Origin of the sequence: Brevibacterium sp. 'Marine', assembly GCF_012844365.1 — a bacterium.
GTDB lineage: Bacteria > Actinomycetota > Actinomycetes > Actinomycetales > Brevibacteriaceae > Brevibacterium.
The window spans coordinates 2,525,426-2,539,656 of record NZ_CP051626.1; the positions used below are offsets into that span (position 1 = coordinate 2,525,426).

The 14,231-nt window shown below is 59.5% G+C and carries 12 protein-coding genes; 7 read left to right on the top strand and 5 right to left on the bottom strand.

The genetic code is table 11. The features are described 5' to 3' along the window. Positions 1–12 precede the first annotated feature (12 nt). The 4 genes from HF684_RS11355 to HF684_RS11370 all read left to right on the top strand — a co-directional run bounded on the left by HF684_RS11355 (position 13) and on the right by HF684_RS11370 (position 4,903). On the top strand, positions 13–2,238 hold the full coding sequence (locus tag HF684_RS11355) for an AAA family ATPase (protein WP_248278899.1): 2,226 nt from the start codon (positions 13–15) through the stop codon (positions 2,236–2,238). Continuing rightward, positions 2,235–3,284, top strand: a complete 1,050-nt coding sequence (gene mcrC, locus HF684_RS11360; RefSeq protein ID WP_169253885.1) for a 5-methylcytosine-specific restriction endonuclease system specificity protein McrC — start codon at positions 2,235–2,237, stop codon at positions 3,282–3,284. Before HF684_RS11355 ends, mcrC begins: the two co-directional genes overlap by 4 nt. A 128-nt stretch (positions 3,285–3,412) precedes the next feature. Further along, positions 3,413–4,096 carry a hypothetical protein gene (locus tag HF684_RS11365; protein WP_039206751.1) on the top strand — a complete coding sequence of 228 codons (684 nt, stop codon included), beginning with the start codon at positions 3,413–3,415 and terminating at the stop codon, positions 4,094–4,096. A 114-nt stretch (positions 4,097–4,210) separates the two neighbouring features. Next, positions 4,211–4,903, top strand: a complete 693-nt coding sequence (locus tag HF684_RS11370) for a hypothetical protein (RefSeq protein ID WP_169252556.1) — start codon at positions 4,211–4,213, stop codon at positions 4,901–4,903. A 3-nt stretch (positions 4,904–4,906) separates the two neighbouring features. On the opposite strand, the gene HF684_RS11375 is transcribed toward HF684_RS11370, so the two are convergent. The 4 genes from HF684_RS11375 to HF684_RS11390 are packed head-to-tail and all read right to left on the bottom strand — an operon-like array spanning position 4,907 to position 8,993. Further along, positions 4,907–6,211 carry an MFS transporter gene (locus HF684_RS11375; RefSeq protein WP_169252557.1) on the bottom strand — a complete coding sequence of 435 codons (1,305 nt, stop codon included), beginning with the start codon at positions 6,209–6,211 and terminating at the stop codon, positions 4,907–4,909. Positions 6,212–6,221: 10 nt separating this feature from the next. Then, a complete protein-coding gene (dgoD, locus tag HF684_RS11380) occupies positions 6,222–7,370 on the bottom strand; it encodes a galactonate dehydratase (protein WP_169252558.1) in 1,149 nt (382 codons plus the stop codon). Between the two features lie 35 nt (positions 7,371–7,405). After that, entirely contained in the window at positions 7,406–8,020 is a 615-nt protein-coding gene (locus HF684_RS11385; RefSeq protein ID WP_169252559.1) for a 2-dehydro-3-deoxy-6-phosphogalactonate aldolase, read from the bottom strand. Then, entirely contained in the window at positions 8,013–8,993 is a 981-nt protein-coding gene (locus HF684_RS11390) for a 2-dehydro-3-deoxygalactonokinase (RefSeq protein ID WP_169252560.1), read from the bottom strand. The genes HF684_RS11385 and HF684_RS11390 overlap by 8 nt, the downstream gene beginning before the upstream one ends. 76 nt (positions 8,994–9,069) lie before the next feature. Between HF684_RS11390 and HF684_RS11395 the strand changes: the two genes are divergently transcribed. Next, a complete protein-coding gene (locus HF684_RS11395; RefSeq protein WP_169252561.1) occupies positions 9,070–9,840 on the top strand; it encodes an IclR family transcriptional regulator in 771 nt (256 codons plus the stop codon). A 322-nt stretch (positions 9,841–10,162) separates the two neighbouring features. Here the strand turns inward: HF684_RS11395 and HF684_RS11400 are convergent, their stop codons facing one another. Next, positions 10,163–11,683: a PucR family transcriptional regulator ligand-binding domain-containing protein gene (locus tag HF684_RS11400; protein ID WP_169252562.1), complete on the bottom strand. Its 1,521-nt coding sequence runs from the start codon at positions 11,681–11,683 to the stop codon at positions 10,163–10,165. A 117-nt stretch (positions 11,684–11,800) separates the two neighbouring features. On the opposite strand from HF684_RS11400, the gene HF684_RS11405 reads away from it, so the two are divergent. Together HF684_RS11405 and speB are read left to right on the top strand one after the other, a co-directional pair. Further along, on the top strand, positions 11,801–13,144 hold the full coding sequence (locus HF684_RS11405) for an MFS transporter (RefSeq protein ID WP_169252563.1): 1,344 nt from the start codon (positions 11,801–11,803) through the stop codon (positions 13,142–13,144). A gap of 49 nt (positions 13,145–13,193) precedes the next feature. Beyond that, positions 13,194–14,150: an agmatinase gene (gene speB, locus HF684_RS11410; RefSeq protein ID WP_169252564.1), complete on the top strand. Its 957-nt coding sequence runs from the start codon at positions 13,194–13,196 to the stop codon at positions 14,148–14,150. The last annotated feature ends 81 nt before the right edge of the window (positions 14,151–14,231 follow it).

Sequence of the window (14,231 nt, forward strand, 5' to 3'; positions counted from 1 at the left end):
TACAGTTGAGCTATGGACAACGACACCGCCGCTTCCCGCCGTCAGCTCGACATGAATATTGCGCACCAAGCCGGTGAGCTGATCTCCCATATGCTCGGTGACAAGCAGTCAGTCATCGACCCCACGGTAGAAATCTGGACCGCGGCCGCGGCGGAGGACCTTCGGTCAAGGGTCCAGACTGATCCGAGTCCCGGCAGCAATATGTCCCAGTGGGACAAGTTAGGTGTACAGCTCGCCGGAGCTTCGCGTGCAGTGGTACTGCTGGCTGCCGAGCTCGTATTTCTCCGCGAACTCCCATTGAACGGAATCCTTCCTGCGACCAGGCGAAAACATGTTGAGGATCTCCTTGCATTGCTGGATCCCCCAGCGCACATCCCCGAACCGATGTCCGAATGGTTGGCTCGCCCGTCAGAAATCGGTGGGTTCGAACCCAGTACTTACTACCTCAGTGCCATCAGTGACCATCTGTCCTGGGTAGCCGATTTCATCATCCATTGGAACAAACTCTCCGAAGACGACCGTGCCGCCGCTCATTCAGATCCGTGGCAGTTGCAACAGGTGATGATCGACTCCGGCGACAACCGTACTGACATGCGCAACACATTGCAGTTCCTCGCTCATCCGGAGCTTTTCGAGCCAATCCCATCTGCCAACCAGAAGAAACAGATTCGGGATGCCTTTGCCGACCGGGTCAACGGCGCCAGCGGAGACACTCCCGCTCACATTGACCGAGACCTCCTCGCGATCCGCACTTCACTGGCTAAGGAGATCGACGGGGAGTTCGACTTCTGGAGCGATGGTGTCAAGGACAAGTGGAAACCCGCGCCAAATGTGGCTGCCTCAGACCAGTCTGCAGACGAGTTGACGGAACCACGACCTCGGCGCTATTGGCTTTATGCGCCGGGCCGTCAGGCATCAAAATGGAACGAATTCCACTCGACGAAGATCATGGCCATCGGCTGGGATGACCTCGGAAACCTTTCCGCATACAGCAACCGGGAAGAGATCCGTCATGCACTTGATGCCGACAGCACCGGGGGTTCTCTGAAGAATAGTGTCCTTGCGCTGTGGCAGTTTCAGAACGAGATCGAGATTGGCGACGTGGTCTACGTCAAGAGTGGGCGACGTGAGGTTCTCGGGCGCGGCCAGGTCACTTCGGAAGCTCGATACGATCATGACCGCAGCGAATATCGACACGTTCGTTCAGTGGACTGGACGCATAAAGGACAATGGGCGCTCACGCGAGACGCGCCTTTGAAGACTCTCACCGACATCACTTCACAGCATGACCTCATTGAACAGCTGGAAGCACTCATCGTCGGTGAAGACGAGCCGGAGGCACGCGACCAGCCAAAGGACATCCGCGCGTATACCCGTGATGACTTCCTCAGGGACGTCTTCCTGCCTGAAGAGCGGTATTTAAGACTCAGGTCATTGCTGATTCGCAAAAAGAACGTCATTCTTGCCGGACCTCCTGGGGTGGGAAAGACTTACGCCGCGAAACGACTTGCATATTCAGTAATCGGAGAACAGGACCGCAGCCGGGTCCAAATCGTTCAATTCCATCAGAGCTATTCCTATGAGGACTTCCTCATGGGGTATCGTCCGAGAGAATCCGGCGGGTTCACTCTCACCGAAGGACCGTTCTACCGATTCTGCGAAGACGCGAGAGCAGACGATCCAACCCGCCCCTACTTCTTCATCATCGACGAGATCAACAGAGGCAACATCTCCAAGATCTTCGGAGAACTGCTCATGCTCATCGAGAGCGATAAACGTGGGACTGAGCTCAGGCTTCTCTACAAAGACGAGAGTTTCTCGGTCCCACCCAACGTTCACATCATTGGCATGATGAACACTGCTGACCGCAGCCTCGCTGTTCTCGACTATGCGTTGCGTCGCCGCTTCGGGTTCTTCGAAATGGCCCCAGGTTTCCGAACCGAGGGGTTCGCTAGTCGCCAGAAAGCACTTGCTAGCCGGCCGTTCGACCGGCTCGTTGAGCGAGTCATTGAGCTCAATGCCGAAATCACCGCTGATCCGGCCCTTGGCCACGGCTTCGCAATCGGTCACAGCTACTTGTCGATTCCTCCTGGGCTCGAATCAGATGAGGAGGAGCTTGCGGGCTGGCTGCAGTCGGTTGTCGAAGATGAACTTGTTCCTTTGCTCGAAGAATACTGGTTCGACGAACCCTCCAAGGCTGACCAGTGGGCTATCGCGCTGAGAGCCGCAATCGAGTGAGAGACCGATCCATCGTCGTCCGGAATGTGTACGTGATGATGGCGTACGCGTTCAGAGACATACACCAAAACGGTCGGGATCGATTCGCTGGTGAGGACTTCGATACCATCCATGATCTGTTCGCCGAGATTCTCATTCGCGGTATCGGCTCCCAGGTCAAACGAGGTCTTCATCGTGATTACCGTCGTCGATCGGAGGAACTCGCCACCGTCCGGGGCCGGATCGACCTCACTCGCACCTCGGCGGCACTGTCGATGGTTCGCGGACGCGTCGTTTGCGAATTCGACGAGTATGAGCTCGACACGCTCCACAATCGGATTCTCAAATGCGTCATGATTCTCTTGATCCGTAAGGGTTCGGTTTCGAGAGAACGGCAGGACGCTCTTCGCCGACTATTGCCGTATTTCGATTCAGTCGATCAGGTTGCGCCTGCGAGCATTCGTTGGAACCAACTGAGTTTCAGTCGTTCCAGTGCCTCTTATCGCATGCTTATGGGCACTTGTGAACTCGTCATTCGTGGACTTCTGCCGACTGAGGAGCCTGGGGCCAATAGCCTTTTGTCCTGGGTGACCGACGAGGCGATGAGCAGCCTGTATGAGCGTTTCCTCCTGGAGTATTTCCGACTTCACCATCCCGAGCTCTCGCCGGCGGCGGCAAAGGTTAGATGGGATATCGACGGCGAGCACGCGTCAGGGACAGACCAGTTGCCGGCGATGTATACGGACATCACGCTGCGGCGAGGGGGCCGCACGGTCATCATCGATGCTAAGTACTATTCCAAAACTATGCAGGTGAGCCATTACGGCAAAAGCTCCATCCACTCAGCTAATATCTATCAGATCCTGGCGTACACGAAGAACGCAGATGTCAGTCGAAACGGATCAGTCAGCGGAATACTGCTCTACGCAAGAACCGATGCGGGTCTACAACCCGACCTCAACGTCACCATTCAAGGCAATCGAATAGCCGCACGTACCTTGGACCTCAAATTGCGCTGGGACATGCTTCGTGCGCAGCTTGAAGAGCTCACGACTTGGCTAGATTGATTCGTGTGAGCAGTTGTCCTCTCGAAAAACAAGCCAGTTCAAGCACGTTGATTCGCGCTTCATGTCCGTGTGCCAGAGGCCAGCTGTAGTGTTATAGACATCGAGCTTCCAAGAGAATGGATTGAAACATGACTGTCACCGACGCTGAGATCAAAACGCTGGTCACGTACTGCGAGACCAACCTTGGTGATCCGACTGTGTGGACGACTCCCGACGGATATCCGAACAGCCTGGCATTGTGCATCATCGACTCTATCTATTCAACGGGTTCCCATTACTCATCAGTGGTCAATGTGATCGAACGATACAAAGAATCGGGTGGTGAGAATGACGGGGCGCAGGCGCTTACTAGGTCTATCAAGGAGGCCGGAGGCGCTCGTGAGTGGGCAACAACGATCGCGCATAACCTCAAGCCTGCGAATACTCGGCCCGGTGCTCAGCTGAAGGCTGAGATCATCGAACAAGCTGCCGGACTCATGACCGAACTCGGTATCGATACGGTCCCCGACTTGAGGTCCAAAGTGGAGGACAACCCACTCGACAATGACGTCATGCGGAAGTGGAAGCGTCTGCCCAGCCAAAGCTCGGGAGTCACCTATAACTACTTGCTCATTCTCGCGGGGATGCCTTCAGTCAAACCTGACCGCATGATCCTCCGATTCCTTGCGCACGCCCTTGGTGAAGAGACCGAGTTGGATGGCCGGCGCGCAGTCGAGTTGATTACGGAAACGGCGAAAACTATGAACGTCGACCCTCGGGCACTTGACCACATTGCGTGGAGGGCCGCATCTGGACGGGAACTCACTGACTGAGTCTGCCAAACTGGACGGATTGTTGCTGTCCTTCGCATCGGCACAGTGCAACCAGCCGAAACTGGCGTCTTAGGAACCAGTTGCACACCGACAACCAAGACTGCGACCTGAAACATGACAACTCAGATTGACGTCACCTTTGACTTTCGCGATGACACGCCAGCAGGAAAGGACCCCGACCTCCTCAGCCCGACGCTGCGCGAATATCACCAAATTCTCTGGAGCAAGCAACTGTCGTCAGGCCATACCTTCACACTCACGAAGAGTGAAAGCGTCTATCTTCTGCACGAGTCAAGGCTCGGACGATTCCCGCTTTCCAGTGACGCAATTACTACATGGTTGAAGGGGCGCGCCGCCAAAATTCTGAAGGAGATTCCGTCCGAATCGTTACCACCTGATCTCGGTTACACGATCGGCAGTGCGATCATCTTTCCTGGCAATCGCGTCGATGGGGCTGCCACAATCAACGGTGCCCGGGGATTCCACCCGCGCATCGCCGACCGCTTCGACCTCACTCTCGAGTGCATCCGCCGTCACTATCGTGGTGACGCGAGCCCATTGTCAGCCGCACTGCAGCGATACGCCGACTTCTTCGCGTTGTTCTCGAGTTTCCACGAGTACGTCGAGTTCTTCCTTCTCGACGACCTCTGGGACAGCCGAGCTTCGCGGATCAGGTTTTTTCATCATTTCGATGACTTCTCGACCCCGGCTGTGCCAAAGACTCCGGGCGACCTCATCGACTATCTGCAGGCGAACAATGAGTTCATTGAAGCCCGCAACCGACGGATCGCCCGGAGTTTGAAGTAGTCCCTATTCTTCGACGCGCTCAACCTTGCCGACGAGGAACACGTACGACAGCACGCCCACGATCGTAATCGCGGCCATGTAGACAAACGCCGGCGCAAAGTCGACGTCAGTGACGAGGAATCCGATGACGATCGGAGTGGCGATTGATGACAGGTTGCCGATGAAGTTGAACATGCCGCCCGTCAGACCCAAGAGTCGTTCCGGTGCCAACGCTGATACCAGCGACCAGGTGATCGACGCGAAGCCGTTGCCGAAGAATGCGATCGACATGAACACGATGACGAGAGCTGACGAGTCCGTGTAGTTGGCGCCGAGCATGAACACCGTCATCGCCAGACCGATGATGATCGGCAGCTTTCGTGCCATCCCCAGCGACAGACCCCGCTTGACCATGAGGTCCGAAACCGTACCGGAAAGCAACACACCGACGAGCGCGGCAACAAACGGCAGCGATGCCATGAAGCCTGATTCGATGTAGTCCATTCCGCGGTAGTCGACGAGGTAGGTCGGGAACCAGGTGAGGAAGAACCACAATGTCGAGGTCAGACAGAACTGCCCGAGGTAGATTCCCCACAGTTTCCGTCTCGTCAGCACGACCTTGACGTCAGACCATTTGAGTTTTGGCTTGGCCTCCTTCTTCACCCCACTCTCGACATCGACAAGTCCTCCGCCCGAGGCGATGAGGTCGATCTCGGCCTGGTTAACGCCGGCCTTGTCGCGCGGCTCACGGTAGACGAACCACCAGATCGCCGCCCAGATGATGCCGACGACTCCGGTGAGGATGAACACCCAATGCCAAGTCAGCACTGTCTGCAGCCACGACAACACCGGGGTCAGCAGCGCGAGCCCGATGAACTGACCGGACGTGTAGAAAGCGATGACTCGTCCGCGTTCACGCTCGGGGAACCACGCGGTCGCGACCTTGTTGTTGATCGGGTACGCGGGTGCTTCGAAGCCGCCGACCATCAGTCGCAGAATGATGAGTGCGACGAAGCCGCCGGACATGCCCATGAACAATGTGGCCAGCGACCACAGCACGAGGCAGGAGGCGTAGAGGACACGTGGCCGGACTCGGTCGACGAGCCACCCGCCGGGCAACTGCATAGCCGCGTAGGTCCATCCGAACGCCGAGAGCAGCAGACCTTGCTGCCCCGTGGTGAGATCGAATTCCTGGGACAGTGCCGGCATCGCGATGGACAGGTTTGCGCGGTCCATGTAGTTGATGACGACGGTGATGAAGAGCAGAACCGCGATGATGTAGCGGATTCGGGTCGGATTGGTGACTGTGAGATTGTCGAGCTTCGGCATTGGTTTCTCCTCACCATTCCGCGAAGGAGCCGTCGGCGTGACGCCAGATCGGGTTGCGCCACCTATGGCCCTCGGTCGAGCGCTCGATGACGTACTCCTCGTTGACCTCAATGCCCAGTCCGGGCCCATTCGGGATCGTGATCATGCCGTCGTCATAGTCGAAGACCGAGGCATCGGTGACGTAGTCGAGCAGATCGTTGCTCGTGTTGTAGTGGATGCCCAGGCTCTGCTCCTGAATGAAGGCGTTGTAGCTGCCGGCATCGACCTGGAGGCAAGCGGCAAGCGCGATCGGCCCGAGCGGGCAGTGCAGAGCGAGCGCCACATCGTAGGCTTCGGCCATCATCGCGATCTTCCGCGTCTCGGTGATGCCACCGGCGTGGGAGACATCAGGCTGAATAATGTCCACGGCACCGGAAGCGATCACTTCGCGGAAGTCCCACCGGGAGAACAGCCGCTCCCCCAATGCAATTGGCGTCGGTGTATTCGCCATGACATCACGCAGCGAACCGAAGTGCTCGGACAGTACAGGTTCTTCGATGAAGAGGAGCCGGTACGGTTCGAGTTCCTTGATGAGCACCTTGGCCATGGGCTTGTGCACGCGACCGTGGAAGTCGATGCCGATGCCGAAGTCATCACCCGTGGCCTCGCGAACCGCCTGCACGTTCTCGAGGACCTGATCGACCTTAGTGTAGGAATCGATGAACTGCAGCTCCTCGGTGGCGTTCATCTTCACCGCTGTGAAGCCGCGGTTCTTCGTCTCCAGCGCAGCCGCCGCCGTATCGCCGGGACGATCACCGCCGATCCATGAATACGTGCGGATCCGATCCCGGACCTTCCCGCCGAGGAGCTGATGCACAGGTTGGCCAAGCGCCTTACCCTTGATGTCCCACAGTGCCTGATCGATGCCAGAGATCGCGCTCATGAGAATCGGCCCGCCGCGGTAGAAGCCGCCGCGGTACATGATCGTCCACAGGTCTTCGATGTTCGCGGGGTCCTTGCCGATGAGCAGATCGGAGAGCTCATCGACGGCGGCGGCCACGGTGGCTGCCTTGCCCTCGATGATCGGCTCACCCCAACCGACGATCCCCTCGTCGGTTTCGATCTTGAGGAACAGCCACCTCGGCGGCACGGTGTACGTCGTCATCGACGTGATCTTCATTGTTCTTGCCTTTCGTTCGGTGATCGTCGTTGATGTCAGATGGATTGGGCCCACGCCGAGGCGATCGCCTGGGCTTGGGTGCGGACGTCGTCGGGGCGGTCGCCTCGGCGATAAAGGGAGGAGCCGAGGCCGAGGCCGGCTGCGCCAGCCTTTCGCCACTCGGCTGCATTGTCGGCTCCGACTCCCCCGACTGGGAAGAGTTCGGTGCCGCTGGGAAGGACTTCGCGCCAGGCTTTCATTCCACTGATTCCCACCGCCGAGGAGGGGAAGAGCTTGACGTTGGTGGCGCCGGCTTTGACTGCGGCGAACGCTTCGGTCGGGGTCGCAGCACCTGGGTATGGGGTGAGCCCAAGCTCGAGCGCGGTCGTGATGACGTCTCGATCGGTGTCGGGGGCGACGATGATGCGGGCACCGGCCTGTCGGCACTCGCGGACCTGGTCGGCGGTGAGCACCGTGCCGGCGCCGATCTCAACCGAATCTCCGAACTTTTCAACCAGGGCGGAGATCGAAGCCAGCGGGTCGGGCGAGTTGAGTGGGACCTCAATGGCGGAGAAGCCGGCGTCGACGATGCCTTCGGCGATGTCGAGGACTTCGTCGGAGCGGACCCCGCGGAGGATGGCGATGAGGCCGGTGGGAACAGAGTCAGGCATGGGCGTTCTCCTTAGTCGGTACGAGGCCGGAGTGTTCGGCGATGCGGAAGAGTCCGGTGGCGGCCGCGCGTGGATCCGCGACGACAGTTTCCCGGCCCAGTCGGTTGAGTGCGCGTGAGTAGCGTTGGGTGAGGCTCGTTGATCCGCAGATGATGACCGGGGCGGGAGATTCGGTGTTCGGCGTCACCTGGCTGGCCACCTCGGCGCCGATGAGCATTCCTGACAGGTAGTCGTTGACCTCGTCGGCTCGCAGGCGCCCTTCGAGGGCCCAGGTGCGGGCGGAGAAGAGTGACGAGGTGAGGGCGGCGGGGTCATCAGCACCGACCTGAGTTCCCCAGTCGAAGGCTTCGAGGTGAAAGCCCTCGGTGGGTTCGGCCAGACGGGCGAGGATCGACGAGGTGCTCAGCAGGCCGAAGATCTCGCCGCTCATCGAGGTGGAGAAATCGGTGACGCGAGTTCCCTCGCAGGCCACCCATTTGGTGTGGGTGCCGGGAAGGACCACCGTGCGCTGTTCTGTGAGTTCGGGAGTGAGCAGTCCGAGCAGCTGGGTCTCTTCACCGCGGATGACATCGGGAGCGTCAGTCTCGCTCGCGGTCTTCTGCAGGCCGGGGACGATGCGGAGGTCGATGGTGCCGAGTTCAACTGTCGTGAGGTGCTTGCCGAGATCTCCCAGATCGGTCGGCAGATCGAGATAGCCCGCCTCGGCGATTCCTTGGGTTGAGCCGATCATGCCGCTGGCCAGGACCGCGAGTTGGCCGAAGTCTGCGAGCCAGTCACCGATGATGGATTCCGCGATGTGGGAGAAGTCGCCGCGCGGGTCGGTGGAGTCCGGGCCGACGGCCATGATTCCGTCTGGGCCGGTGCGTTCGGCGAGGATCTCTCCGCCGTTGCCGATGAGGAATGCTCGCAGTGAGCTTGTCCCCCAGTCGAGGCCGATCATCTGCGGGGCCTCAGGTGGTGCCAGGTTTGCCATAGAAGTCACTATGGGGTGGTGTTCCATCATGCGCCACCGTTGTCCCTATATGTGGGATAGATGACATACTGGTGGAATGACCGAGAACTTTGGGACACGTTCGAGTGACACCATTCCGCAGGGCACACAGACCCTGGCCAGGGGCCTTCAGATCATCAGTGCAGTGGCGCACGGCTCGACGACATTGAAAGCCGTGGTCGAGACAACGGGTCTTGGCAGGTCGAGCGCGCACCGCATGATTCAGCTGTTGGTACAGATGGGCTATCTGCGTCATGGGTCGCCTGGGGAGTTCCGGCTTGGGCCCACGCTCATCGAGTTTGGTTTCACCGCGCTCAACCAGGATCCACTGCCAGTAGTCGCCAGAGAGAGCCTCGAGGCTTTGGCCGAACGGACGCAGGACACCATCCATCTCTCGGTCGAGGATGGGGAGTCGGTGCTCTATCTCCACAAGATTCCGGGCACGCGTGGGGCGGAGATGCGATCGCGCATCGGCCACCGGATGCCATTGACCCGGACTGGCGTCGGGAAAGCGCTGTTGCTAGGACAGGAAGATCGATGGGAGCGGCTCTTTGTTGCGGAGAATCCTGAGGCAGATTCGTCTGCGGTGGAGTCGTTCATCCAACGAATGCACGGCTATACGCGCGATGGGGCTTCGTTCGATCTGGAAGAGAATGAACCAGGCATCCGGTGTGTGGCCGCTCCAATTCGAGACGGCAGCGGGGAGATCGTCGCTGGAATCTCGCTGTCAGCCACACGTCCATTTATGCCGAAGGATCGAATGCAGGCGCTGGTTCCGGTGATGAAGTCGGCTGCGCGAGAGATTTCGGTGAAACTGGGGTACAGGTAGCGGTATTGGAAAATTCCTCGATTGGCCCCGAAATATCGGCGCAGGAACTCCGATACTTGGACACCAGGATCAGAGCAATCGCAAGTCTCTCGAGGCCTTCGCGTTGCGCCCGTCCTCCAGGAACTCCCGGTACTCCCAAATGACCAGCCACGTACACCTGCCCGTCCAACCACATCACTTCAACACCAGAAGCAAAGTCGATAGCGATGACCCCTGACAGTCAAATATCGCAGTCCTCAGAAATTCACACCGTCGACGAACAAGAGATCACGCAGGTCACCGACACGAATCGTGCGATCGACCGGGTCCGCCACCGAGACGCTCACCGCCTACTTCTATGAAACTGACCCGAGGCCCTCGAGTCTCCAAGAGCACGGTAGACCGTCATCGCCACCCACAACTGAGCGATGACTGCCGTGTCAGCGAGGTCGACCGAGAGTGCCGCCTCGACCTTCTTCATCCGCTGGATGACGGTTTGCCGGTGAACGACGAGGTGCTGCGCCGCTTTCTGCGGTGAACGGTTCTCTTTTAGATATACGTCCAAGGTCTCGATGAGCATGGCGTGGGACGGTGTGTCGTCGAGCAGAGGTCCGAGGATCCGATTGACGAAGTCCTCTCCCGCCTGCGGGTCGTGGAATCCCATCCACGGCGTTGCCGGATCATAGTGAACGATCGACGCGGACGCGTCGGCGGGAGCAGTTTTGACTGCCCACAGCGACTGCTTGAGCGACTCATGTACTACGCCGGTGTCGACCGCGAGCCCGATCCCGGCGCGAACCTGCGGTTCCAAACAATGTTCGAGAGTCGTGGCCAAATCGTTGTGCTGAACTACGAGCAGATGCCGCTCGTTCTGCAAGGTCACCTCCAAGCGGACACCGTGCCGCTGAAGTCGCGACACCGTGGACTCACGTCGAGACGGAGGACCCAACAGAGTGACCGCCTCCACCTGCCCCGAATAGCCGAGCTGATGCATCCAGCCGGAGCTCTCGAAGCCGAACCGGTTCTGATCGATGAGGATGCGGCTGAGGTATTCGCTGTGCACACGATTGACGTGCATCGCCTGCAGTTCCCGGCGCGACAGCGCCGTCCCCAGCACAGAGGCGGCGTGCAAGAGCGTCGATTGATCCGAACTCGAGGTGTGGCTTCGTCTGAAAACCGCCAAGGCTCCCGGAAGTGTGCCCAGCGGCACGAGATGAGCGACCTCAGCCGATGGGGATTCCCACACCGTAGGCACATTGATCCGCTTTGACCTCCCGCGCTGCTCGACAAGCTGCGGAACCCACTCGGGCAATGCTTCGCTGGCAATCCAGGAGTCCCAGCAATGGTCATCGATGATCGCGATCTCGTGACCGATGATGTCCGCGACGGTGGACACCGCCTCGGCACCGGTCAGAGACTCCGTCTGGTCACGGCTCATGAAATCGTAGAGTCGCGAGATGATCCGCAGACGGTGGGTCTGGGCCAGCGTCGCCGATTCGGCCACTGCCTGGGCGACAGCGACGAACGGCAATGGGTAAGGGATGGAGAAGAGGGGCAGGTCGAGGTCGTCGCAGACCTCGAGCAGCTCATCGGTGAGATCAGAACCGCCCATCTCGGCTCCGATGCCGACTCCCGAGACCTCGCGCTCGGCGAGACTCCGTGCCCACGCTATCTGGTCGTCGGCGGCGGTCGGTATCGCGCCGCCATTGGTCAGCAGAGCCTGGCGTGCACCCACCCATCGCCACGGGTTGGGGAGGTCGCTGGTGTGAGCCCATTCGACCGTGCGCTCGGTTCCTCCCTTGCCCGCAAGCAGGGTCAATTGGAGTTCGGGCAGTGCGATGAGCTCGCCGACAGTGATAGCCATGAAAGCACTATACATATGTCTACAAGACAGTCTAATTTGTATACTCGCGATTCTTTCGTGTTGCCGCCACACTCGACATCCTTGGACTAAGACACACCCCGAAGAGAGAGAAATCACATGTCCATGACAGCTCGGTCGGTTGACGACGCGCCATTGACGGCATTCCACTACAAGCTCACGCTTTTCTCGTCGGGTGGACCCTTCCTCGACGGCTACGCCCTCTCCATTGTCGGGATCGCTCTCATCACCCTGCAGCCGGGACTGAACATGTCCCCCGCCGAAGTAGGGCTGCTCGGAGCGGCGAGCCTCATTGGCATCTTCGCCGGCGGGGCCGTCTTCGGCTGGGTGACCGACAAGATCGGGCGGAAGAAGATGTACGTCATCGATCTTCTCGCACTGGCCGTCTTCTCATTGCTGTCGGGGCTGTCGACGGAAGTGTGGCAGGTTGTGCTGTGGAGATTCCTGCTGGGCGCGGCGATCGGCGCCGATTATCCGATAGCGACCTCACTGCTGGCCGAATACCTTCCCCGCCGGCATCGGGGCCGCTTCCTGGGATTCACTTTCGTGATGTGGGCGATCGGCGCCGCCTTCGCATTCTTCGTCGCCTTCCTCCTCCGGGACATCGGTCCAGATGCCTGGAGGTACCTCCTGATTTCTCCTGCGCTCTTCGCCATCATCACACTCCTCTTCCGCCTCGGCTCACCGGAATCGGCCCGATGGCTCTTGTCTCAGGGGAGAAACGACGAAGCACGCGCCGTGGTCAAGAAGGTCTACGGTGAGCAGTACGAGCTGGAAGACTTGGGAGAGACCGTCGAAGACGATGCCCCGAGGGCGAACTTCCTCACCGTCTTCCGCCACCCATATCTCAAACGCACGGTATTCGTCGCTGTCTTCTGGACGATGCAGGTCATCCCCATGTTCGCCGTCTACACATTCGCCCCGGAACTTCTGGCATCATTCGGAATGACCGGAGACGCCAATCTCTACGGCGGTTCGCTGATCATCTCCGCCCTCTTCGTCGTGGGAGGCATTCCAGGATTGTGGCTGGTGGAGAAGATCGGGCGCAGAAAGCTGCTGCTCTACTCGTTCCTCCTCGCCACAGTGGTCTTGGCCATCCCGATCTTCATCCCGGCAGCAGGTTCGGTGACTCTGTTCGTGATGCTCGCGATTTTCGCAATCGCCTCCGGATCGGCGAACTTCCTCCAGATCGTCTACCCCAATGAGCTGTTCCCCACCGAGGTCCGAGCGACGGCCGTTGGCATAGGCACGTCTGTCAGCCGGATCGGCAGCGCCGTCAGCACGTATCTCATGCCCTTGGCCATCATCAACTTCGGAGCGTCGGGGTCGCTGGCAATCGGGGCGGGCATCAGCCTCATCGGACTTATCGCGACGATCATCCTCGCTCCCGAGACTGCGAATCGCTCATTGTCCTCGACGGCAACCCACGAGTCCGCAGCGTAGAACGAACACCCCAGAACCCATCGAAGCACACCCAAAAAAGGAGACACTCATGGTCACACATACCCCAATCGGCCCAGTCGAGGCAACCGAAGTTCCGCGCTACGCCGGTCTCGGCACGTTCGCCCGCCTCCCCCAGCTCGAAGCGGTGCCCGACTACGACGTCGCCATCGTCGGAGTCCCGTTCGACGGCGGAACATCATTTCGACCGGGCGCTCGCTTCGGCCCGTCTGCTATCAGGGAGGCATCCCGACTCCTTCGTCCGGGCTACCATGTCGAACTCGACTGCACTCCCGTCGAGACCGCGCAGTTCGTCGACGCCGGGGACATCGCCTGCACCCCCTATGACAATGAGAAGGCCGTGGCGCAGATCGAAAGAGCGGCAGACCGATTTGTCGGCAAGGACAAGACGGTGATCACCCTCGGCGGCGATCACACCGTGGCGCTTCCCCTGCTTCGGGCCACGACGAAGGTGCATGGCCCTGTCGCACTGCTGCATTTCGACGCCCACCTGGACACGTGGGACACCTATTTCGACGAGCCGATTACCCACGGCACGATGTTCCGCCGTGCATTCGAAGAGGGCCTCCTCATCGAGGACCGGTCGATGCATGTCGGCATTCGCGGTCCGGTCTATGACCAGGAAGACTTCGTCCGCGACCACGAATTCGGCTTCCAAATCATCCGCTGTTCGGACATCGACGACATCGGAGTCCCCGAGGCGGTCCGTCGAGTCCAAGAGCGAATCGGCGATACCCCTGTCTACTTGTCGATCGACATCGATGTGCTCGATCCCGCTTTCGCCCCTGGTACCGGGACACCGGAGATGGGCGGTCTGCATTCTCGCGAGCTGCTGAGAATGCTTCGGTCGCTCAAGGGGCTGAATATCGTAGGCGCAGACGTGGTCGAAGTCTCCCCCGCCTACGACCACGCCGACACTACATCGTTGGCTGCTGCCACTGTCGTCTTCGACATTATGGGACTGCTCAGTCACGTTCCGAGCGACTGACGTCTCTGGATGAGCACTCGGTTCTGAGGACGTCTCAGACCGAATCGGCCCGTCGGCGGCACTGCCCGGTGACGGGTCGGC